The organism is Paraburkholderia sp. EG286A, assembly GCF_040965375.1.
Lineage (GTDB): Bacteria > Pseudomonadota > Gammaproteobacteria > Burkholderiales > Burkholderiaceae > Paraburkholderia.
In genome coordinates this window covers 1-20,712 of the sequence record NZ_JBFRCB010000012.1, presented here as the reverse complement: position 1 = coordinate 20,712, position 20,712 = coordinate 1, and the positions used below count along the sequence as shown (strand labels likewise).

Annotated in this window: 18 protein-coding genes; 7 read left to right on the top strand and 11 right to left on the bottom strand. The window is 64.1% G+C overall.

The window, feature by feature from the left end:
- Positions 1-8: 8 nt before the first annotated feature.
- Complete coding sequence (locus AB4Y35_RS37480; RefSeq protein WP_368708412.1) at positions 9-974, bottom strand: LysR family transcriptional regulator; 966 nt, start codon at positions 972-974, stop codon at positions 9-11.
- A 193-nt stretch (positions 975-1,167) separates the two neighbouring features.
- Here AB4Y35_RS37480 and AB4Y35_RS37475 point away from each other — a divergent pair, with 193 nt between their 5' ends.
- Genes AB4Y35_RS37475 through AB4Y35_RS37460 form a run of 4 tightly spaced genes read left to right on the top strand, consistent with a single transcriptional unit; the run spans position 1,168 to position 4,778 of the window.
- Positions 1,168-2,355, top strand: coding sequence for an NAD(P)/FAD-dependent oxidoreductase (locus AB4Y35_RS37475; RefSeq protein WP_368708411.1), 1,188 nt, complete (start codon positions 1,168-1,170; stop codon positions 2,353-2,355).
- A gap of 31 nt (positions 2,356-2,386) precedes the next feature.
- Complete coding sequence (locus AB4Y35_RS37470; protein ID WP_368708410.1) at positions 2,387-3,160, top strand: electron transfer flavoprotein subunit alpha; 774 nt, start codon at positions 2,387-2,389, stop codon at positions 3,158-3,160.
- 2 nt (positions 3,161-3,162) lie between these two features.
- Positions 3,163-4,104 (top strand): electron transfer flavoprotein subunit alpha/FixB family protein, encoded by a 942-nt coding sequence (locus AB4Y35_RS37465; protein WP_368708409.1) that lies wholly within the window; start codon positions 3,163-3,165, stop codon positions 4,102-4,104.
- The gene (locus tag AB4Y35_RS37460; protein ID WP_368708408.1) at positions 4,101-4,778 is read left to right on the top strand and encodes a HutD family protein; all 678 of its coding nucleotides are present in this window, start codon (positions 4,101-4,103) and stop codon (positions 4,776-4,778) included. Before AB4Y35_RS37465 ends, AB4Y35_RS37460 begins: the two co-directional genes overlap by 4 nt.
- 151 nt (positions 4,779-4,929) lie before the next feature.
- On the opposite strand, the gene AB4Y35_RS37455 is transcribed toward AB4Y35_RS37460, so the two are convergent.
- From AB4Y35_RS37455 to msuE, 7 genes are all read right to left on the bottom strand, one after another.
- Positions 4,930-5,730, bottom strand: coding sequence for an ABC transporter ATP-binding protein (locus AB4Y35_RS37455; protein WP_368708506.1), 801 nt, complete (start codon positions 5,728-5,730; stop codon positions 4,930-4,932).
- 1 nt (position 5,731) lies between these two features.
- Positions 5,732-7,096 carry an ABC transporter substrate-binding protein gene (locus AB4Y35_RS37450; protein ID WP_368708407.1) on the bottom strand — a complete coding sequence of 455 codons (1,365 nt, stop codon included), beginning with the start codon at positions 7,094-7,096 and terminating at the stop codon, positions 5,732-5,734.
- 54 nt (positions 7,097-7,150) lie between these two features.
- The gene (locus AB4Y35_RS37445; protein WP_368708406.1) at positions 7,151-8,185 is read right to left on the bottom strand and encodes a branched-chain amino acid ABC transporter permease; all 1,035 of its coding nucleotides are present in this window, start codon (positions 8,183-8,185) and stop codon (positions 7,151-7,153) included.
- A gap of 10 nt (positions 8,186-8,195) precedes the next feature.
- A complete protein-coding gene (locus AB4Y35_RS37440; protein WP_368708405.1) occupies positions 8,196-9,077 on the bottom strand; it encodes a branched-chain amino acid ABC transporter permease in 882 nt (293 codons plus the stop codon).
- Between the two features lie 12 nt (positions 9,078-9,089).
- Complete coding sequence (locus AB4Y35_RS37435; RefSeq protein WP_368708404.1) at positions 9,090-9,869, bottom strand: ABC transporter ATP-binding protein; 780 nt, start codon at positions 9,867-9,869, stop codon at positions 9,090-9,092.
- A gap of 88 nt (positions 9,870-9,957) precedes the next feature.
- Positions 9,958-11,061, bottom strand: a complete 1,104-nt coding sequence (sfnG, locus tag AB4Y35_RS37430; protein ID WP_368708403.1) for a dimethylsulfone monooxygenase SfnG — start codon at positions 11,059-11,061, stop codon at positions 9,958-9,960.
- Between the two features lie 26 nt (positions 11,062-11,087).
- Entirely contained in the window at positions 11,088-11,657 is a 570-nt protein-coding gene (gene msuE, locus AB4Y35_RS37425; protein WP_368708402.1) for an FMN reductase, read from the bottom strand.
- Positions 11,658-12,093: 436 nt separating this feature from the next.
- On the opposite strand from msuE, the gene AB4Y35_RS37420 reads away from it, so the two are divergent.
- Both AB4Y35_RS37420 and AB4Y35_RS37415 read left to right on the top strand, forming a co-directional pair.
- A complete protein-coding gene (locus AB4Y35_RS37420; protein ID WP_368708401.1) occupies positions 12,094-13,320 on the top strand; it encodes an acyl-CoA dehydrogenase family protein in 1,227 nt (408 codons plus the stop codon).
- On the top strand, positions 13,317-14,417 hold the full coding sequence (locus AB4Y35_RS37415) for a sigma-54 interaction domain-containing protein (RefSeq protein ID WP_368708400.1): 1,101 nt from the start codon (positions 13,317-13,319) through the stop codon (positions 14,415-14,417). Before AB4Y35_RS37420 ends, AB4Y35_RS37415 begins: the two co-directional genes overlap by 4 nt.
- Before the next feature lie 36 nt (positions 14,418-14,453).
- Here the strand turns inward: AB4Y35_RS37415 and AB4Y35_RS37410 are convergent, their stop codons facing one another.
- The 3 genes from AB4Y35_RS37410 to AB4Y35_RS37400 all read right to left on the bottom strand — a co-directional run bounded on the left by AB4Y35_RS37410 (position 14,454) and on the right by AB4Y35_RS37400 (position 17,975).
- Positions 14,454-15,722 (bottom strand): acyl-CoA dehydrogenase family protein, encoded by a 1,269-nt coding sequence (locus AB4Y35_RS37410; protein WP_368708399.1) that lies wholly within the window; start codon positions 15,720-15,722, stop codon positions 14,454-14,456.
- 248 nt (positions 15,723-15,970) lie between these two features.
- Positions 15,971-16,390: a cytochrome c gene (locus AB4Y35_RS37405; RefSeq protein WP_368708398.1), complete on the bottom strand. Its 420-nt coding sequence runs from the start codon at positions 16,388-16,390 to the stop codon at positions 15,971-15,973.
- Positions 16,383-17,975 (bottom strand): flavin monoamine oxidase family protein, encoded by a 1,593-nt coding sequence (locus tag AB4Y35_RS37400; protein WP_368708397.1) that lies wholly within the window; start codon positions 17,973-17,975, stop codon positions 16,383-16,385. Before AB4Y35_RS37400 ends, AB4Y35_RS37405 begins: the two co-directional genes overlap by 8 nt.
- 400 nt (positions 17,976-18,375) lie before the next feature.
- Between AB4Y35_RS37400 and AB4Y35_RS37395 the strand changes: the two genes are divergently transcribed.
- A complete protein-coding gene (locus AB4Y35_RS37395) occupies positions 18,376-20,145 on the top strand; it encodes an ABC transporter ATP-binding protein/permease (protein ID WP_368708396.1) in 1,770 nt (589 codons plus the stop codon).
- Positions 20,146-20,712: the final 567 nt, after the last annotated feature.

Genomic DNA, 20,712 nt, shown 5'->3' with positions numbered 1-20,712 from the left:
GCAGCGCCTCACTGCAGCGCGTCGGTCGGCATCTGCGGCAACGCGCGGGCCAACGCCGGCTGGATCGATCCATCCAGCACCCGACGCGTCAGCGTCACCATCTCGCGCGCAAACGCCTCCCACTCGCCCTGCCGATGCAGCAGGAAGAAATCGCGGCGGCCAAGGCGCCCCGCCGGCAGCGGCAGCACCGCGATCTCCGGCAGATAGTGCCGCGCCTGCCACAGGCAAAGCGGCGTCGATATCGCAAATCCCAGACGTGCCGCGACGAGGCTCAGAAGCGGATCTGTCGCGTCGAATTCATAGCGCCGCGGACTGTTGATGCCCAGGTGCCTTGCGTAGCGCTCCACCTGCTGGCCAATCACCGAGCGCGCCGTGTAGCGGATCATTGGCATCTCCAGCGCGAGCGCTCGCCAGTCCGCGTTGCGGTGCTCCGCAAGCCAGCTGCGCGAGACGACCGCGACGAACGCCTCCGAAAAGAGCGGTATTTCCACGATGCGCGCATCGTTGAGCGCCGTCTGCGTGCAGACGGCGAGATCGAGCTCGCGATCGTGCAACTGCTTGCTCAGGCCGGGCGTGAGTCCCGACCAGAGCGATATCTGCCGCGCCGAGCTGGCCACCGCGCGGATGAGCTCGGGGCCAACGGTCGCCGCGAACGAATCGACACAACCGAGGCGCACCGGCAGCATGCCCGCATGTGACGCATCGCCGATACGCGTGCTCACCATCTGCGCGTGCTCGAGCAGCGCCGCCGCCAGTTCGAGCAGCGCGCGGCCCGCAACGTTCGGGCGCGGCGGCCGGCTCTCGCGGTCGAAGAGCGTGATGCCCTGGTCGCGTTCGAGCCCGGCAATCGCCTGACTCACTGCGCTCTGGCTGACACCCAGCTGCTTTGCCGCACCCGTCATCGAGCCGGTTTCACACACGGCCAGAAAGGCCTGCAATGCGTTCAGATCGATAGGCGCCTGCGTACGTCTCATGATCGCTCCGTGGATGGCCAGCGCATTTGCCCTGCAGCCTCCGGCGACACACTGGAATGCATGATGCCGCGCCCGATGCCGTGCGCACACTGGATGAGCATTTGCGCTCACTGACAATAAGTTTGCCTAATACAAAAAAGCGGGGCAGCCCGAATTCCTAAAATCCGATCCATCCTCTAGCTACGGGGGCTACATGAGCCACTATGACTTTGTCGTGATCGGCGCGGGTGTGATCGGCACGTCCGTCGCCCATCATCTCGCTGCGCTGGGCGCAAAGCGCGTCCTGGTCGTCGATCAGGGCACGATCGGCGCCGGCACGACCTCGCAGTCGTCCGGCCTCTTGCGCACCCATTATTCGGTGCGCCAGAACGTCGAGCTCGCACGCTCGTCGTGGTGGGCGTTCAACAACTTCGCCGACTATCTGGAAGACGCCGAGGCCTCGTGCGGCCTCGTCAAATGCGGCTACATGATCTGCTCGCCCGAAGGCGACAAGCTCGACCCGCTCGCCGCAGCGCTGTGCGCGCAACAGGAGATGGGCATCGAGGTCAAGCTGCTGGATCGCAAGGAAGCCGAGGCATGCATGCCCATCGCCGCTTTTGACGATGCGGCGCTGATCGGCTTCGAGCCCGAAGCCGGCTTCGCCGACGCCTACCTCGTCGCCACGAGCTTCGCGCGTTCGGCGCGGCGCCGCGGCGTGAAGATCGCCGAGGGTGCGCGCGTGACCGGGCTGATCCGCGAAGGCCGGCGCATTGTGGGTGTGGAAACCACCGCGGGCACCCATGGCTGCGGCACGCTCATCAGCACCCAGAACATCTGGACGCCCGAACTGGCCCAATGGATCGGCGTGCCGCTGCCGGTGAAGCCCGAGCGCCACACCGTGCTCGCACTCGAATGCGAAGCGGCACCGTATACGTTCGCCATGCCCGCGTTCAAAGATCTGGGCTCCCCGGGGATGCTCTATTTCCGCAGCTACGGCGGCAGCCAGATGCTCGTCTCCGAGGGCATCGTGGGCGAGACGCTCAACGCGCCCGAGACCGAACAGGGAGATATTTCACTCGACTATGTCGCCGAAGTGGGCGCCCAGGTAGCCGGGCGCTTTCCCGCCTACGACACAGCGGGCCTCGCCTCGTCGTGGACCGGGGTGTACGACGTGACGCCCGACTGGAATCCGGTGCTCGGAAGCGTCGCCGACGTCGAAGGCCTTACGGTCGGCTTCGGCTTCTCGGGCCATGGATTCAAGCTGTCGCCCGGCATCGGCAAGCTGCTCGCGCAACATGCGCTCGGCCTGCCCACCGACGTTTCGCTCGAACCGTATGCGCTCGACCGCTTCGCGAGCGGCGCACTGCTGACCGGCAAATACGGCCTCGGCGCGGTCTCGTGAGGCTGCTGCACAGACCCACAGGAGAACACCGATGAGTATTCGCTTTCTGGTGCCCGTCAAGCGTGTGGTGGACCCGAACGTGCGCGTGCGGGTGAGCGCCACGGGCGCGATCGACACGGCGGGCCTGAAAATGTCGCTGAACCCCTTCGACGAATGCGCGCTCGAAAAGGCACTGCAGTTAAAGGAATCTGGCGTCGCCTCGCACGTCACGGTGCTGACGTGCGGGCTGCCCGCCCATCTGGACGTGCTGCGCACGGCGCTCGCGATGGGCGCGGACGACGCCGTGCTCATCGACACGGGCCCCGCGACGCCGGCGCTCGATTCATTCGCCATCGCGAGCCTCGTCGCGGCGCATATGAAGGACGCTGATTACGGGCTCGTGCTGTGCGGCAAGCAGGCCATCGACGGCGACGTCGGCGGCGTGGCGGCCATGCTCGCCGCACTGCTCGGCTGGCCGCAGGCGCTCAATGCGGGCGCGCTGGACGTCGTGGACGGCGGCTGGCGCGTGAGCTGCGGCGAGGACGCGGGCATTGCCAACTGGCAGATCGACGGCCCGGCGGTGATCAGCGCCGATCTGCGCCTTGCGGAACCGCGCCGCGTCACGCTGCCGAGCATCGTGAAGGCGAAGCAAAAGCCGCTCGTCACGCACGAGGCCGCTGCGCTCGGTGTCGCGCTCGCGGCGCAAAGCCGCGTGGTGGCGCTCAGCGACCCGCCCCGGCGCGAACGGGGCATCCAGGTGAAAAGCGTGGACGCGCTGCTTCAGACGCTCGCCGGCCAGCGCGTATTCGAAATGGTGGGAGCGTGATCATGAGAACCCTGGTACTGGCCGAAGGCGATTTCGGCGCCATATCCGACGGGACGCTGCGCGTTGTGGGCGCGGCCCGACAGTTCGGGCAACCCGTCGATCTGCTGGTGTTCGACGCGACGACGGCTGGCGCGGCCGCGCATGTGAGCGGCATCGAACGCGTGCTGCTGGCGTCCGCGGGGCCGATCGACGTGCTTTCGCCCGAAACGGTCGCGCTCCAACTTCAGCAGCTTGCGGGCGACTACACGGCGATCGTCGCCGCGCATCGCTCGCTGGGCCGCGCGGCGCTCCCACGCGCGGCGGCACTCACGCAGAGCGCCTTCGTCGCCGACGTAATCGCTTGGCGCGAAGGCCAACAGTTCGTGCGCGGGCTTTACGCGGGCAGCGTCGTCGCGACCGTCGTGAGCGACACGCCATGTACGTTCGTGACGGTGCGCCCCTCTTCGTTTGCAGCAGCCGCCGCCGATGGGGGCTCGGCAACGGTGACCGAACTGCGACCTATCGCGCCGTTTGCCGCCACGCGCCTCGTCGAGCGTCACCGTGACGTACACGGCGGCCAGGACCTCGGCAATGCGCGTGTGGTGATGTCAGGCGGGCGCGGACTCGCATCGAAAGCAAACATGGCGCGTCTCGGCCGCCTCGCCGACACGCTCGGCGCCGCGCTCGGCGCGTCGCGCGCCGCCGTGGACGCCGGCTATGCCGCCAACGCCGCGCAGGTCGGCCAGACCGGACGCAGCGTCGCGCCGGACGTCTATGTCGCGTTCGGCATCTCCGGTGCGATCCAGCATCTGGCGGGCATGAAGGATTCGAAGGTCATCGTCGCAGTTAATAAGGATTCCGATGCACCTATTTTTTCAGTGGCTGACGTCGGCCTGGTCGGCGACCTGTTCGACGTGATCGGCGCGATCGAAGCACGCGTGCAGCAAGCGGGACCCGACGCGTGAACGCACATGCGCCCGTTGCATCGTTCGCTACGGCATCGGCGGTGACGTCCGCGGTACGGTTCATCGACTGCCAGCGCATCGCGCCCGAACCGTGGGCCAACGGCGGCGGCACCACGCGCACGATCGCTCGCGGATCTGAGGCAGGCGGTGGGGCGGCGTGGCGCGTGAGTCTCGCCACGCTGGAAGGCCCCGCGAAATTTTCGCAGTTCACGGGCTACGACCGCACACTGCTGCTCGCCGACGATGGCGCAATCGACCTGCACTCGCAGGACGGCCTGTTGCAGGCGCGCGCCGGTCAGCCGGTGCGTTTCTCCGGCGATCTGCACGTATGGGTGAACCTGCCTGCGCGGCCCGTGAGCGTCCTGAACGTCATGTGCAGACGCGGCGCGGCCCGCGCGCGGGTGAACGTCGCGTCGCATTCATTGCGCGTGACGCCTGCCGCCACTCAGTTGCTCGTGAGCCTCGCGGGACAATGGAGCGTGGAAAGCAGCCTGCTCCGCGGCATAACCCTGGCACCGTTCCACGCGCTCTGGATCAGCGGACGGCCCGAGGAACTCGCACTGCGGCCATCCGGGCCGGGCGTGCAACTCGCATCCGTCGCCATCGATCTGCTTAACGAAGGTTTGACGGATGGCTCAGTCGACGTCCTGCTACCGCCATTTTCTGCACGATAACTACGATTACCCCAAATGGACCTGACTCTGATAGTAGAACGTTTCAATGCGATCGAGTGCGCCGGTCAGTTCGTATGAACCTTGACGGCGGCCACCACACGTGCGGCCGCGCCTGTGGCCGATGCAGCTCAATGCGGAGACCTGTTGCCCATCAGGCAGTCACAGCCGGACTCGCACGGTTGGCGCGACGCGCGGTGTAGTCGACGGCCGCGCCCCCAAGGTAGGCGTCGTGCAGCACGTCGAGCCGCGCAAGTTCGGCGGCCGCTCCGTGTGCAACCACGCGACCGCCTTCGAGTACATAGCCATGCTGCGCATGACGCAGCGCCAACGTCGCGTTCTGCTCGGCGAGCAGGAAACTGACCCCCTCGTCGCGGTTGAGCGCCGCGACAATCTCGAAAATTTCCTCGACGACCATCGGCGCGAGCCCCATCGACGGCTCGTCGAGCAGTACCAGCGAAGGACGCGCCATCAGCGCCCTGCCGATCGCCACCATCTGCTGCTCGCCACCCGACGTCAATCCCGCCCGCGACTGGCGCTTGACCTTCAGACGCGGAAAGATCCCGTAGATCCGCTCGAGATCCGCTTCGATCTCGGCGCGTCGAGGCCGCCGGGTGAACGACCCGATCCGCAGATTTTCCTCGACTGACAGATGCGCAAAGCAGCGCCGTCCTTCGAGCACCTGGACAAGTCCGCGCTCAACCAGCGTCCACGGCTCGACGTGCGCGACATCTTTGCCGCGATAGGTGATGCGACCACCCGTCAGTTCGCCGCGCTCCGCGCGTACGAGGTTCGAGATCGCCTTGAGCGTGGTCGTCTTGCCCGCGCCGTTGCCACCGAGAAGCGCGACGATCGCGCCCTCTGGCACCGCCAGCGACACCCCGCGAAGGGCGGGGATGATCTGGCTGTAGGTCACGGCGATCTCATCGACCTGCAGGATCGGGGGGCTCGCCATGTTAGAGGTCCTTGCTGCAATCGCGCGGCGCAATGCCCTTTTCCTTCGCGTACGACAACGCCGACTTCTCGATGATCGGACGCAGCAGCGCGCGGTCGGCCTGCACCCAGTTGCTGATCACGTTCCACTTCTGGCCGTCCCATTGCTGGAAACGCACGGCACCGCCGCCTTCGTGGTCCGCGCAGGTCAGCTTGAGCGGCTGGACGAGGCCGAGTGCGCCGAGTTGCTTGAGGCGCGCATCGTCGAGATCCAGATGCTCAAAGCCCCAGCGCACCTGCTCGCCCGTGAGCGGCTTGTTGCCGAACTTGCGCTGCGCGACGCGCACTGCTTCAACGTTCAGAATGCCGTTCACCACGCCCAGGTTGTAGTAGACGGTGCCAAAGCGCGCCGGATCCTTGAGGTTGCCGTTGCCAGGCTTCACCACGTACTGGTTGATCGCCTGCAGCACCGGGTAGTCCGTGCCCGACGGGTGCGTCGTGATCGAGATGAAGCCTTTGGCCGCATCGCCCGCCGGACGCACGTCTTCCTCGGAGTTGCTCCAGATATTGCCGATGATGTGATCGACCGGATAGCCGACCTTCTGCGCGGTCTTGATTGCCACCGGATTCATCACGCCCCAGCCGCGCAGGATCACCCAGTCGGGATTGATCTGGTGAATCTTCAGCCACTGCGAACCCTGTTCGTTGCCAGGGTGCGGCACTTCGATCTGGGTCACGTCAAAACCGTACTTCTTCGCGAGCAGATCGACCACCGGAATCGTTTCGCGGCCATACGGCGAACCGTGATACAGCACGACGATCTTCTTGCCCTTGAGCGCGGCGAGACCGCCCGAGCGCTGCCCGATATAGTTGACGATGGCGGAGACCTCGCTGTACGGATTCAGCTGCAGCGGGAACACATAGGGAAACACTGCACCGTCGGTCGAATCGGTGCGGCCGTGGTTGATCGTGATGAGCGGGATCCTGTCGGCCGTCGAACGGTCGAGCGTCGCGTAAGCGATACCGACCGATAACGGGTTCGTAGCCGCGGTCGGTGCGCCGTCGGGGCCACCGCTCTTCAGGCGCTCATAGCACTCGACGCCCTTCTCCACCACGTACTCGGTCTCGCACTCCTTCCATACGAGCTTGACCCCGTTGACGCCGCCGTCACGCGCGTTGATCAGCTGGAGATAGTCGATAAAGCCACCGAAGAAGCCGCTGCCACCGGCTGCGTAGGGGCCGACCCGGTAGCTTTGCAGCGGAAAATACTCCTCACCCGCCGCATGCACCTGAGGCAACGCGCCAACGGTGAGCGCAAGCGCGGCCACGAAAGCCGAGGACCACTGTCGCCACTTGGCGCGAACGGGACGAATATCATTATTTCGCATAACAAAATATTCCTTGGACGATAAGAGAAACGATAAGGCGAGGAGATTAGCGGCTCAGGATTGCTTCGGCCGACGTTGACGGACGATCTGCACGAGTCTGGCGAGGCCTTCCGGTTCCTTGATCAGGAAAACGATGATTAACGTACCGAAGACGATCTTCTGCAGGTTCTGCACCTGGTCTGCACCTATGCCTGCGTGGGCCAGCGCGCCAGCCGCGTTCGAAAGCAGGATCGGCAGTAAAACGATGAAGGCCGCGCCCAGGAAGTTGCCCGAGATGCTGCCCATGCCGCCGATGATGATGATGAACAGCACCTGGAACGAAAGATTCAGGTTGAAGCCGTCCGGCTCGATCGTGCCGAGATACGCGAAAGCCCACAGCGCGCCGGCGACGCCGAGCACGAAGGAACTCAGCGCGAAGGCCAGCAGCTTGCTGCGCCCCACCGGGATGCCGATCACGTGCGCGGCGGCTTCCATGTCGCGTACAGCCATCCAGCGTCGGCCCAGTTCGCTGCGCACGAGGCTCGCGCCAAATGCGAAGAGCACGGTCGCGACACCGAGCACGAACATGTAGCGCGACACCGGCGTGTCGATGCGCCAGTGACCGATCGCGAGCTGCGGTGCGCTCAACACGCCGGACGTGTCGTAGTTCGAGAACCACCCCACGCGCGTGAACAGCCAGACCACGAAGAACTGGGCGGCCAGCGTCGAGACGATCAGGTAGAAGCCCTTGATCCGCAGGCTCGGCAGTCCGAACAGCACCCCGGCCGCGGCGCTGGCCAGGCCGCCGAGCAGCAGGTCGACCGGCAACGGCAACACGGGCACGCGCACGAGCAGGTTGTAGGTCGCATAGGCGCCGATCGACATGAACGCGGCTGATCCGAGCGACAACTGTCCCGCATAGCCGGTCAGAAAGTTCAGGCCGAGTCCGGACACGGACAGGATCAAAAACGGCACGAGGATCGCGTTCAGCCAGTAGTCGTTCGCCACGAGTGGCACGCCCGCGAACGCGACGAGCGCGCCCGCAAGCGGCACGGCCAGCTGGCGCAGGTTCAGCCGACGCGGTTCGGCGAGGGGACGGGTCAGTTCCATCAAGGTTTCCTCAAACGCGCTCGACGGCCGCCTCGCCGAACAGGCCGGACGGGCGCGCGAGCAGGAACAGCATCGCAAGCAGATAGGGGAACCAGTTCTCGATGCCGTCGCCGATCAGCGTCCCCACATAGACCTCGGCCAGCTTTTCCGTCGCGCCGACGAGCAGCCCGCCGACGATCGCGCCGCCGATCGACGAGAAGCCGCCGATGATCAGCACGGGCAACGCCTTGAGCACGACGAGCGAGAGCGAGAACTGCACGCCCAGGCGCGCGCCCCAGAGCAGGCCCGCAACCAGGCTGACGAAGCCGGCCAGTGCCCAGACGATTGCCCAGATGCGCGGCAGCCGCACGCCGACCGCGAACGCGGCGAGCGGATCGTCGGCCACGGCGCGCAGCGACAGGCCAAAGCGCGAGCGCTTTGCGAGCTGCGACAGCACGAGGACCAGCACGCCAGCGGTGGCGGCTGCGAACAGGTCGAAGCGGCTCACCATCACGCCGGCCAGGTGCAGCGGCCGGTCGTCGATGCCGAGATCGAGCCCGTGCACCTGCGCGCCCCAGAACAGTTGCGCCGCGCCTTCGAGAATCAGGCTCAGGCCGAGGGTGGCCATGAACAGGACGATCGGCGCGCGGTTGACAAGCGGCCGCAGCACGAAGCGGCCCGTTGCGATCGCGATCAGCACGAGCGCGGCGAGCGTTGCGCCGAACGACAGCCACGGGTTCCAGCCACGTTCAACGAGGCTCACGTACGTCAGCGCACCGAACAGCACGAGGGAGCCCTGCGCGAAGTTGAAGATGCCCGACGCCTTGTAGATCAGCACGAAGCCGATTGCCACCAGCGAATACATCACGCCGGCGAGCAGTCCGCCCACCAGCACCTCGATAAAGAATTGCATTGCGCGCCCCTCTCAATGACGAGTGCCGAGATAGGCCGCGAGCACATCCGGGTTCGTGCGGACTTCGTCGGGCCTGCCGTCGGCGATCTTCTTTCCGTAATCGAGCACCACCACGTGATCGGACAAGCCCATCACCACGCCGATGTCGTGCTCGATCAGCACGACTGTCACACCGAGATGCTCATTGGCATCGAGCACATACCCGGCCATCGCGTGCTTCTCCTCCGTATTCATCCCGGCCATGGGCTCATCGAGCAGCAGCAGGCGCGGTTCAGCAGCCAGCGCGCGCGCCAGCTCGACCCGCTTCTGTAACCCGTACGACAAGGTGCCCACCACGCTATCGCGCCATGGCTGCAATTCGAGCGCGTCGATCACGCGCTCCGCACGCTCGCGCTGCATGGCTTCATCCCGTGCCGCCCGACCAACGTGCAGCGTCTGCTCGAGCCACGTACTGCGGCGATGGAGGTTGCGCCCGGCCAACACGTTGTCGAACACGCTCATGCGCCTGAACAGCGCGAGGTTCTGGAACGTGCGCGCGATGCCGCGATGCGCAGCGTCGTGCGCGTCCATGCGCCGGTACGCATGGCCATCGAAACGCAGCGTGCCGTGCTGCGGACGATAGACGCCATTGATCACGTTCAGCAGCGAACTCTTGCCCGCGCCGTTCGGGCCGATCAGCGCGCAGATCTCGCCTGCCGCGACTTCGAAACTGATATCGGTAATGGCCTTGACGCCCCCGAACGACACGGAAATGCCGTCGAGCGCGAGCAGGGCCGTCGAGGCTTGCGTCATGCTGATTCACCCCTTGGGGTGCCATTTTTCCATTCCGTGTGTGGCCGGGTCCGCTTGCGCGCCCGGCCACGCCCCGCCACCGCTTGAATCAGGCGGCCTGCTTTTCGCGCTGCGCCTCGAGCTCGCGCACGAGCGGCAGCACCTTCTGGCCGAAATACTCGACTTCCTCGATGAAATGCAGGAAGCCGGTCAGCACGAGGTCGACCCCGATCGACTTGAGTTCGACGATGCGTTCGGCAATCTGCTGCGGCGTGCCAATCAGGTTCGTGCGGAAGCCGTCGTTGTACTGAACGAGGTCCTCGAAAGTCGATTTGGCCCAGTTGCCCTCGCCTTCAGGCGACGCCTTGCCGGCTTCCTTGACCGCATCGCCGAACGCGTGCACGGCCTCGACGTGCGCGTGCCTGATGATGTCGTCGAGCACGGCCTTCGCTTCCTCTTCAGTATCGCGCGCAATCACGAAGGCATTCACGCCGATACGGACCTGGTGATTGTTCTGAGCCGCCTTCGCACGGATATCGTCGATCTGGGCCTTGAGATTCTCGGGCGTGTTGCCGTTCGTGAAATACCAGTCCGATACGCTCGCCGCGTTGTCGCGCGCCGCGCGCGAGCTGCCGCCCTGGAAAATCTCGGGATGGGGCTTCTGCACCGGCTTCGGACTCAACGTGTAGTTGTTGAACCGATAGAAGTCGCCCTTGAACGTGAAGTTGTCCTCGGTCCAGATCCCCTTGAGCGCGCGGATGAACTCGTTCGAGCGGCGGTAACGCTCATCGTGCTCGAGCCATGGTTCGCCGATCGCGGTGAACTCGCCCTTGAACCAGCCGCTCACGACGTTGATCGCAATGCGGCCGTTCGAGATGTGATCGATGGTGGCGATCTGCTTGGCGACCACTGCCGGATGCCACGGCCCGGGCAGGATCGCCGCGAGCACCTTGAGCTTCGTGGTCGACTGCAGCAGCGCCTGGCTGAACGAGACCGACTCGTGCTGATACTCCGCGCCGTAGCCAGCCGTGAAGCGGATCTGGCTCAGCGCGTATTCGAAGCCCGCGCGCTCGGCGGTCTGCGCAAGACGCTGGTTATAGTCGAGGCTCCAGTCGGTGCGCTGCTCGATCGTGCTCACGACCAGGCCACCGCTTACGTTTGGCACCCAGTAGGCGAACTTGACGGCGTCTCTGGTTTGGGAGGTCTGGCTCATTGAAGATTCCTTGAATGACTTTGGATTCAGACGGCAAGCGCCGCAGTAACGTTTTCCGTACGTGCACCGACGTACGGTGCCGCACGCTCGACAGCGAGTGCGATACGAGCGCGCAACGCCTCGCTCGCAATCTCGTAGCGATCAAAATCGCCTTCGGATGCGTAGACGCCGATCGGCAGCGTGTGCGCCTGAAAGAAGCTGAAGAGCGGCCGCAGCTGGTGATCGATCACGAGCGCGTGACGCTCGCTGCCGCCCGTGGCGGCCAGCAGCACCGGAACGTCGATCAGCGCCTCGTGATGCACGAGATCGAACAGATGCTTGAAGAGGCCCGTATACGAGGCGCGATACACCGGACTGGCCGCGATCACGAGGTCGGCTGTCTCGATCGCACGGATGTGTTCTTCGATATCCGCGGGCACCTGCGCACGCGTGAGCGCACCGGAGAGTCGCCCGGCGATCTCGCCCAGATCGATCACGCGGATTTCAACAGGCAGCGCGGCCTCCAGCGCGGACAGCAGCGACTGCACCAGAGCCAGCGTGCGCGATGGCTGCTGCAAGCTGCCCGACACTGCCACGATCTTGTGTTTCTTGCTCATGAGGATTCCTTTGTGAATCGGGACGTGCCTGACCGGTCCCGTCATGAGCTAAAGGCAAGGACTGTGCCAAATCTCGAGAACTGGCCACTCACGGCAGAACGGCTGACATAGCAGCAGTTTTCGTCGTCGAGCGGCTTTCCAGAAGGGGAAATGCACCTGATAAGCACATCCAGGCGGCGCTCGGATCGATATGCCGACATGTGATGACGCACCGGCAACAACGCTGCTTCTTCGCTGCTTCCCACGCAGCAGCGCCGGTTCGTCACATGAATGGAAGTACTTAAGACGCATGGCTTTGCGTCTCGATGCTGCCAGCGCAGCAGCCTGATTAGGTTATGAGAAATCCTTGCTTCTCTTGAGTGCCAAAACCTTGAACACTGTGCTGATCCTGCAGCATGCATGCGCGTGCAGTGCTGCTTCACCCGATCTCACTGCAATGGCATCCATTTCCTTATCGTTGCCGCTGGCCGACACGCCGGAGGACATCCGGCCGATCCCGCAGGACGAGTCGCCATTGAGCGTCGCCCGGCGTCTTGCCGAACGCTTTGCGCGGACCGCAGCGGAGCGCGACGCGCGCGGCGGCACACCGAAGGCGGAACGCGACGCGCTGCGTGCGAGCGGCCTGCTCGCACTGAGCATCCCGACCGTTCATGGCGGGCTCGGTGCGGACTGGCACACGACGCTCGACGTCGTGCGCGTGCTCGCGCGCGCCGACAGTTCACTCGCGCACGTGTTCGGATTCCATCACCTGATGCTGGCCACGGCCCGCCTGTTCGGCTCGCGTGAGCAATGGCAGGCGCTGTTCGAACAGACCTCGCGGCACCGGTGGTTCTGGGGCAATGCGCTCAATCCGCTCGACGAACGCACGCTGGCGCATCCGCGCGGAGCGTGGCTCGAATTCAGCGGGCAAAAGAGCTTCTGCTCTGGCGCGCTCGACTCGGAAATGCTGATCGTCTCCGCGCGCCACGCCGACACGCGCGCGTTTCTCGTGGCCGCGGTGCCAACCCAGCGAAGCGGCATTGCGATCGCGGACGACTGGAATAATTTCGGCCAACGCCAGACCGACAGCGGTTCGGTGACGTTCGAAAAGGTCCGCGTCGAGCATCACGAAATCCTTTCGAACCCAGGACCGCTATCGTCTCCGTTCGCGTGCCTGAGGCCGCTCATTGCCCAACTGATCCTGACGAACATCTATCTCGGCATCGCCGAGGCCGCGTTTGAGGATGCACGGCACTACACGCTGAACGAGGCGCGGCCCTGGCCCGCCGCGAAGGTCGCGAGCACCGGCGAGGATCCGTACATCCTGAGCCAGTACGGCGAGTTCTGGCTCGGGCTGGAAGCCGCGCGCGCGCTCGCGGACCGGGCCGCCGCCGGGTTCGACCGTGCATGGTCGCGCGACGCCCGTCTCACGGCAACCGAACGCGGCGAGGTAGCGCTGGCGATTGCCAGCGCAAAAGTGGCGGCCGCGCAAACGGGCCTCGACATCTGTACGCGCATGTTCGATGTCGCCGGCGCCCGCGCGACCCACGGAGAACTCCGGCTCGACCGCCACTGGCGCAACCTGCGCACCCATACGCTGCACGATCCGCTCGCCTACAAGATCCGCGAAATCGGCGAATGGGCGCTCAAACGAACCTATCCTTCGCCGAGCTTCTACTCATGAACCAACCGCTCCCCCATGCATGGTCAGACGATGCCGAAGCCAACGGTGATGTCTCCGTCCTGACGTTGCCGCACAGGCATTCGCTGACCACCTCGATCCGCGCACGCGCGCAGGTCTTCGTTGATCCCCGCTCGATCGAACTGCTTGAGCGGATCCAGCTGGTCGCGCCAAGCGACGCGAATATCCTGATCATCGGCGAGACCGGCACGGGCAAGGAACTGATCGCGCGCCACGTCCACAGCCTGAGCGGGCGGCGCGACAAGCCGTTTGTCGCGGTCAACTGCGGCGCGTTTTCTGAAACGCTGGTCGAAAGCGAGCTGTTCGGGCACGAGAAAGGCGCCTTCACCGGCGCGTTCAACGCCAAGCCGGGCTGGTTCGAGGCGGCCAACGGCGGCACGCTCTTCCTCGACGAGATCGGCGACCTGCCGCTGTCGATGCAGGTCAAGCTGCTGCGCGTGCTGCAGGAGCGCGAGGTCGTGCGGCTTGGTTCCCGGCACGGTATTCCGATCGACGTGCGCGTGGTGGCGGCGACGAACGTCCACCTGCAGCACGCGGTGGCGGCCGGGCATTTCCGCAGCGACCTGTTCTACCGGCTCAACGTCGTGCAGCTCGCCATTCCGACGCTGCGCGAGCGCACCGGCGACATCCTTCCGCTCGCCCGCTACTTCATCGAGGACTATCGCGGCCGGCTCGGTTACGGGCCGGGCACGATCTCGCCGCGCGCCGAGCAGAAGCTGCTCGCGTATAGCTGGCCGGGCAACATTCGCGAGCTGGAGAACGTGATTCATCACGCCCTGCTCGTGAGCCGCCACGACACCCTGCAGGATAGCGACCTGCATCTTTTCTCGTCCGGCATCACGGCCGTGGCTTGCACACCCGCGCCGAGCGGCCCTCACCACGCGCTCGAATCCGCGCTGCTCGAACTGTTCAACGGTGAACACGAGAATCTCTTCGAACAGATCGAGGACATGATCATGCGCACGGCGTTCGAGTACAGCCACCGAAACCAGATTCAGGCCGCGAGACTCCTCGGCATCAGCCGCAACGTGCTGCGTGCACGGCTGATCCGCACGAAGGAGATCGCAGCCCTCAAATAGCGGTGCCGTGCGCTCGACGACACCGCACTTTCGCACTCACGCCACCTTCTGCTCCGGCGCGGGACCGGCGCCGATCGCCCAGACATACGGCGGCTCGGTCCCGTTGATTTCGCGGTCGCCGACGATACGCTCCTTGAACACGATCGGGTTGTGCGAGGCTGCCGTGCGCGCGTTGCGCCAGTGGCGATCAAGTCGTTTCTGCTCGCTCGTACCCGATGCACCGAGCGCGTTGAACAGTAGCGTGGTCGCACGCAGCACGAGATCGGCGATCGCGCTCTGGCCGCGCGCGGAATCGAGTTCGGCATCGACATTCGCCTCGTGCTCGGCCTGCGCGTCGCCGCCGAAACGCGCTTCGTACGCGCGCTGCGAAGCCTGCGCCGCGCGCACGGCTGTGGCCTCGGCCGCGAACACGAGCGACGAGACCTGGCCCACGACCTGCTGTACCTGCGGATCCTGCGCGAACGAAGGCGCATTGCCGTGACTAAAGATGCGCCGGCGCGAACGCACCTCCTGCGAGATGTCGCGCAGCGCGGCGCGGCCCGTGCCCGCGAGCACGGCCAGCAGCACCAGTTGGTAGAACGCGGTCTGGTATTTAAAGCGCGTCGAAAAATCGATGATGTCGATCTCGTCCACCTCGGCGGCCGCAAACGTGGTCGTACCGCTGCCCGTCGTACGCTGGCCGAACCCGTCCCAGTCGTCGTGATGCGTCACGCCGGGCTGCCTTGCGCGCACGGCCGCGATCACGTCTTCTCCCGTGTCGTCGCGGCGCGCAAACACGTCAATCCAGTCGGCGAAGATGCTGCCCGTGCTGTAGTACTTCTCTCCGTTGACGACCCAGCGTGCGCCATCACGCGACACGCGCGTGATCACATCGCCGATCGCCACGCTGCCGATCTCGGTCCAGGCGTTGCCGACCAGTTCGCCGTCGACAAATCGCCTGAACCAGACGTCGCGCGCCGGGCCGGGCTCGGCGTTGAGCCGGTCCTCGACGAATGCGAAGTGGCCGCGCAGCGCCTGCGGCAGATTCGAATCTGCCTCGGCCAGTTCGATCAATAGCTGAATCAGTTGCGGCAGCGAAGCCCCCGCCCCGCCGTGCTCGACTGGCACGCGAACCGCGCCGAACCCGGCGGCTTTAAGCCATTCGATCTGCTCATAAGGCAGGCTGCGATCGCGCTCACGCTCGAGCACGCCCTCTGCAATGCGGGCGAAGATGGGTCGAAAACGTGAAGCGAGACGCTCGTAATCCGTACCGGGAGAGAGAACGGGCGCAACGGCCACCGTGCTGGCGAGATTCAATGCGGTCATAGGGGCTCCAGGTATCGGCTTGATGGGTGGCCCGTGATCGGGCCTCGTTCTTTACCGATTAAGCAGAAGCCATGCCAATCGCTAGTCGGGGAGCAGGTGTGCGCGCAACGGAAGAACGTGCGCAGGTTGCTGGCTGAGCAACAGGGTGCTGCTGATTGCCTGCTGGATTTTCAGCGATTCAAGGCGTAGAGCGCATTGATTCTGCGAGCGTCTATGAGGCCGCGCATCGACAACCACGCCACGTCAGTTCAGCGCAAACTTTTCACCTGGCTCGGTGTAACAGTTCCGGAAAACTGATTGCCGAAATGCGTTCTCGTGTAGTTGACGACAGCGGCAACCTGATCGTCACTCATCACGTCGCCAAACGGTGGCATCGCCTTTCTGCCGTTGAGCACGTTGACGATGACGTAGGGTGCTGCCTCGAGTGACGGGTTGTCAGCGAGCGCCGGATAGTGACCCGCGCCCTGTGCCCCTTTCCCGTCCGGCATATGGCATCCCGCGCAGCTGGCGTTGTAAAGCGCTTCGCCGCCTGTTTCGGTGAAGTGATAACCCGGCGAGATCGTGAAAGCGCGTGGCTCGTCCTGTGCCATGACCTGAGCCGACACCTTCGCACCGCCCATCAGCAAAGCGCTCAGCATCACGCTGAGAATCAGCGTCGGCCTATCCATTCACGATTCTCCGATGCAACCGGGTGATCGCATCCAGTGACGACAGCACGGCGCCTTCCTGCCACGCCGGGATATGCGAAGCGTGCTCTCCGGCCAGGACGATCCGTCCGTCGATCTGGCAGAGATTCGTGTAATGCGCCTTTCTCAATGCATCCGTCCATGCGGCGAAGCAGCCATTCGTGAACGGTGACCGGCTCCAGCTCATCGCGAAGCCGCTCTGGTACTCGCGTGCGTACTGCGGATGAATCTGGCTGCCCTGGCTCAATGCCACCGCGATCCGTTCGGCAGGGGACAGCGCACCCATCTCGTAGCTCGCGGGCCCCCACATGTAGGCGCCAAGCAGCACCGCAGGACCGCTTGACCCGTAACCCGTCGCCGGATAGCCGATCGTCGAGATTGGCAGGTCGGTATAGGTGATGCCGCCGTAGATCTGTTCGTCTTCCTCCCAGAATCGCCGTCCGAACTGCAAGCCGATTTTCACCGATGTCTCGTAGGGCACCGCATCGATCGCGGCGCGCATGGCCGGGCCGACCGCAATGTCAATCTGACTCAGAATCGAGAGCGGGATAGTGCATACCACCCAATCGGCGTGAGCGGTCCGTTCGGTCCGGGTGGTCGTATCGGTATAGCGTACTGTGACACCTTGCTCATCCTGCAGGATGGCCGTGACTCTGGCGTTGAGCACGACGGCGCTCGCCACCTGCTCATGTAGCGCATGGGCAATCCTGTCCATGCCGCCGACGGGCTGGAAAATGGTGCTCTGGAAGTCCTGCTCGTTTCCGGTCGAGAGCCATTCCCACAAGCGCGATGCCAGCAATGCATCGCGCGGGAGCAGATCCGACGGCACGGCCCGGGGCGCCAACCCACCGCCGGGCGCTGCCGAGAAACCGCGGCGTCCACTGCTTCGCCGGCCCACCTGATAGCGACCATCCCGATCGAGCGCCCCCCATTGGCGCAGGGACTCGAGTAGCAGATGCGCATCTTCGGCTGACAGCGCGTCGTCGAGTGCGTCTTTGCGGACTGCCCTGGAAAGTAATTCAGCGATATAGCCTTGATAGTCGGTCTGCACTGCCCGGAATCGTTGCGGCTTGCCACCAAAAGCCTCCGTCGAATGCAGGTACGCGTTGTAGTTCACCTGGATGAACGGCTCGAGCGGGACCTTCAGGCGTCTTGCATAGTCGAGTACGCCCTGGTGGTGATACGGAATTCGCCATGGCCCCGGGTTCAGATAAAGGCCGTCAGCGAACGTACAGTCCTGGGTGGCACCGCCGAGTTCTGTATAGCGATCACCGCCCCTCACAGTCCAGGCCCGCCCACCCGCGCGGTTGTTGTACTCGAGCACCTGCACCTGGTAGCCCGCGTTCCGCAATTCGAAGGCCGCGACGAGGCCTGCCATGCCCGCGCCCAGCACGAGAATTCGGGTGCCTTTGGGTGCACCGTCAAGTCTGACCTGCCCTGCGTAAGTCGAAGCAGCGGCGAACCCGAGCGTACCCATGCCCTGCATCATGGCGGCAGCGCCCAGATTCTTGCCGATCAGGGTCAGCAGGTGCCGGCGGCTCATCGCATGTTTGGTCATCCTCGACATAAGGACGTGGTGCCCCGACTGGAGAGAAACGATGGCGGACGAAAACAGATGGCATCCCGGACGGCGGTGGCACGCGCCTGCTTCCGCCGAAATCGGGACTTGAAACTATGAACTGTTTCTCGTCACCACGTGCGACTTTCCTTTCGCAAAACGGCTGCCTGCGCTTTGCAGAGCGGTCTCGCACGGCCGCCTCAGGCGCCAGTCGCCCAAGGACAGCCCATCGGCACGGTGAGCGGGCGGTCTGACTGGTCGCGCCCTACAATCATTTCATGTCCGCCGGATCCACCTGACCTGGTTCGAAAGCGCACTCGCAAACGCTGCCGCCGGAGCGCCGTGCACGCCAAAACCCGGGAACTACCCGTGCACCCGGTCCGCATTCACTGTGCGTCAAGGGGCGCTCATGAACAATCCATCTTCTGGTCCTGCAACCCGGCAGCCAGACAGTATCTCAGCCTGGAGCCTGATCAGACCGTACTGGGTTTCAGAGGAGCGCAGAACCGCGTGGGGCCTGCTGATCACGATCATCGCCATGGACCTGCTTCTGGTCGGCATCAACGCCAGGCTGAACACGTGGAACCGCGACTTCTACAACGCTCTGGAAAACAGAAATGTGCACGAATTTCCGCAGTTGATGCTGATATACAGCGCGCTCACTTTTGCGTTCGTCGCGATTTCCGTCTACAACCGCTATCTGCGCCAGATGCTTGGCTTCCGATGGCGCCAGTGGCTGACCACGCGCTATCTGCAGGAATGGCTGGGCGGCAAAACCTTCTATCGCATCGAGCGCGACCGCCTCACCGACAATCCTGATCAGCGGATCGCTGTCGACCTCGAGTCATTCGCCACCACCACACTTACGCTCACACTCGACCTGCTCTCGACGCTCGAGACACTCGCCTGGTTCTCGACCGTCCTGTGGAGTACTGGGGGCGCGCTGGCAGTCATGATGGGGGGCACGCCCGTTCAGATTCCTGGCTACATGCTCTGGGCAGCCATCGTCTATGCGATTGCCGGCTCACTTCTGACAAACAAGGTCGCGCATCCGCTTGTGTCGATCAACTACCAGATGCAGCGCGTTGAAGCGGATTTCCGCTTCGGCCTGATCCGTGTACGCGAAAACGCAGAGCAGATTGCTTTCTACGACGGTATGAAGGCCGAGGAATTGGCCGCCCAGGACCTGTTCGGCCGGATCCGTGACAACTGGTGGCGCGTGATGAAGTACACGCGGCGCTACAGCTTCGTATTCAACTTCTACGGTCAGATCGCCGACATCTTTCCGATCGTCGTGGCATCGCCCCGCTATTTCGCGGGTGTGTTCAGTTTCGGCACACTGATGCAAATCTCCGATGCATTCAGTACGGTTAGCGAATCGCTTTCGTGGTTCATCAACAATTACGACACGCTCGCCCAATGGCGCGCAACGGTCAACCGTCTGTGCGAGTTCAGGCGCGTCATGCAGCTACCTCATCTGAAAGAATCCGTGTCGCCCGCAACCGGGCATAGTGGCATCAACCTGCACTACGTCGACGAGAGCAAGCTCACGACGCACAAGCTCACGCTTGCGCTGCCCAACGGCGAGACGCTCGCGAGTGTGCGTGACATTGCTGTCAAGCCCGGTTCGCGCTGGCTCGTGCATGGGCCGTCCGGCTCGGGCAAAAGCACCCTTCTGCGCGCGCTGGCTGGTCTCTGGCCATTCGGAAACGGCTCGATCGACGCACCTGTGAACGCGCGCATGATGTTCGTTCCTCAGCAGAGCTACCTGCCGGCTGGCACCTTGAAGACTGTGCTTACCTACCCCGCAGCAAGCGCCAGCTTCAGCGACGAAGCATGCCGCGAGGCGCTGCGTCTGTGTCGGCTTGAGGGCTATGTCGATCGACTGCATGAGTCCAACTCCTGGTGGCGCATTCTTTCTCCCGGCGAACAGCAGTGGCTAGCGGCCGCACGCGTGCTGATGCACAAGCCTGACTACGTGTTCCTCGATGAAGCGACGAGTGCGCTCGACAGTGAGAACGAAGCGCATCTGTATTACCTGCTCACCGAACGACTGCCGAACCGGGCGATTGTCAGCGTCACGCATCGCCAGTCGCTCGGGAGATTTCACCAGGAGACCCTGGAGATCGCACGTGCGCGCGAGCATGCAGTGGCATATACACGGCCGCCGTCGACTTGACCGTTTGATCGCAGAGGCCACAAACTCTGTTGATGGGCCGCTCGCGGTCGAGCTCGCGCCCATATTATTCTGGACTACGACGTATATCTTCCATGCGTGACGGCCCTCCACCAGATCGGAAAGATCTGGCATCGTACGTCGGGGAGCCTCCTTGCGAACAGCTCATCCCCGAGGCAGTATCCGCCGATGGCAAGTCCCATACGGCATTTTCGGTTTGGAGCCCGCGCGGGGTACAGGCGTAACTACGAGACACCCACGATGCTCGCTTCACTGCGGGGCTCAGGACGCCGCAGCAATGCCATGTCGGCTGCGCCAGCCGTGAGTTAAGGGTGCGAATACCCACCGGCCTGAAGACGGGGTTTTGCGCCCACCCCGTGTTGGAGGGTGAAATTGCGGATGACCGTTGATATGACTCCGCTTGTCAATAGGGATCGGTTTTCGGCTTTTTGGGTCTCATGTCATCTGAATTTCCTGAAGGCGACGTAGCAGTAAATCTCGACGGTGGATCATGCTGATATCCGCGGGTTGGTTACCGCATTACAGAAGTCCGCCCAGTGAGCCTGCCGC

What these genes read in the sequence shown, in the direction of transcription:
- AB4Y35_RS37470 (WP_368708410.1), top strand. Translation starts at nt 2,387, where the DNA reads ATGAGTATTCGCTTTCTGGTGCCCGTCAAGCGTGTGGTGGACCCGAAC.
- AB4Y35_RS37480 (WP_368708412.1), bottom strand. Translation starts at nt 974, where the DNA reads ATGAGACGTACGCAGGCGCCTATCGATCTGAACGCATTGCAGGCCTTT.
- sfnG (WP_368708403.1), bottom strand. Translation starts at nt 11,061, where the DNA reads ATGAGCCAGACCTCCCAAACCAGAGACGCCGTCAAGTTCGCCTACTGG.
- AB4Y35_RS37415 (WP_368708400.1), top strand. Translation starts at nt 13,317, where the DNA reads ATGAACCAACCGCTCCCCCATGCATGGTCAGACGATGCCGAAGCCAAC.
- AB4Y35_RS37435 (WP_368708404.1), bottom strand. Translation starts at nt 9,869, where the DNA reads ATGACGCAAGCCTCGACGGCCCTGCTCGCGCTCGACGGCATTTCCGTG.
- AB4Y35_RS37405 (WP_368708398.1), bottom strand. Translation starts at nt 16,390, where the DNA reads ATGGATAGGCCGACGCTGATTCTCAGCGTGATGCTGAGCGCTTTGCTG.
- AB4Y35_RS37465 (WP_368708409.1), top strand. Translation starts at nt 3,163, where the DNA reads ATGAGAACCCTGGTACTGGCCGAAGGCGATTTCGGCGCCATATCCGAC.
- AB4Y35_RS37440 (WP_368708405.1), bottom strand. Translation starts at nt 9,077, where the DNA reads ATGCAATTCTTTATCGAGGTGCTGGTGGGCGGACTGCTCGCCGGCGTG.
- AB4Y35_RS37410 (WP_368708399.1), bottom strand. Translation starts at nt 15,722, where the DNA reads ATGACCGCATTGAATCTCGCCAGCACGGTGGCCGTTGCGCCCGTTCTC.
- AB4Y35_RS37445 (WP_368708406.1), bottom strand. Translation starts at nt 8,185, where the DNA reads ATGGAACTGACCCGTCCCCTCGCCGAACCGCGTCGGCTGAACCTGCGC.
- msuE (WP_368708402.1), bottom strand. Translation starts at nt 11,657, where the DNA reads ATGAGCAAGAAACACAAGATCGTGGCAGTGTCGGGCAGCTTGCAGCAG.
- AB4Y35_RS37395 (WP_368708396.1), top strand. Translation starts at nt 18,376, where the DNA reads ATGAACAATCCATCTTCTGGTCCTGCAACCCGGCAGCCAGACAGTATC.
- AB4Y35_RS37420 (WP_368708401.1), top strand. Translation starts at nt 12,094, where the DNA reads ATGGCATCCATTTCCTTATCGTTGCCGCTGGCCGACACGCCGGAGGAC.
- AB4Y35_RS37475 (WP_368708411.1), top strand. Translation starts at nt 1,168, where the DNA reads ATGAGCCACTATGACTTTGTCGTGATCGGCGCGGGTGTGATCGGCACG.
- AB4Y35_RS37400 (WP_368708397.1), bottom strand. Translation starts at nt 17,975, where the DNA reads ATGTCGAGGATGACCAAACATGCGATGAGCCGCCGGCACCTGCTGACC.
- AB4Y35_RS37450 (WP_368708407.1), bottom strand. Translation starts at nt 7,096, where the DNA reads ATGCGAAATAATGATATTCGTCCCGTTCGCGCCAAGTGGCGACAGTGG.
- AB4Y35_RS37455 (WP_368708506.1), bottom strand. Translation starts at nt 5,730, where the DNA reads ATGGCGAGCCCCCCGATCCTGCAGGTCGATGAGATCGCCGTGACCTAC.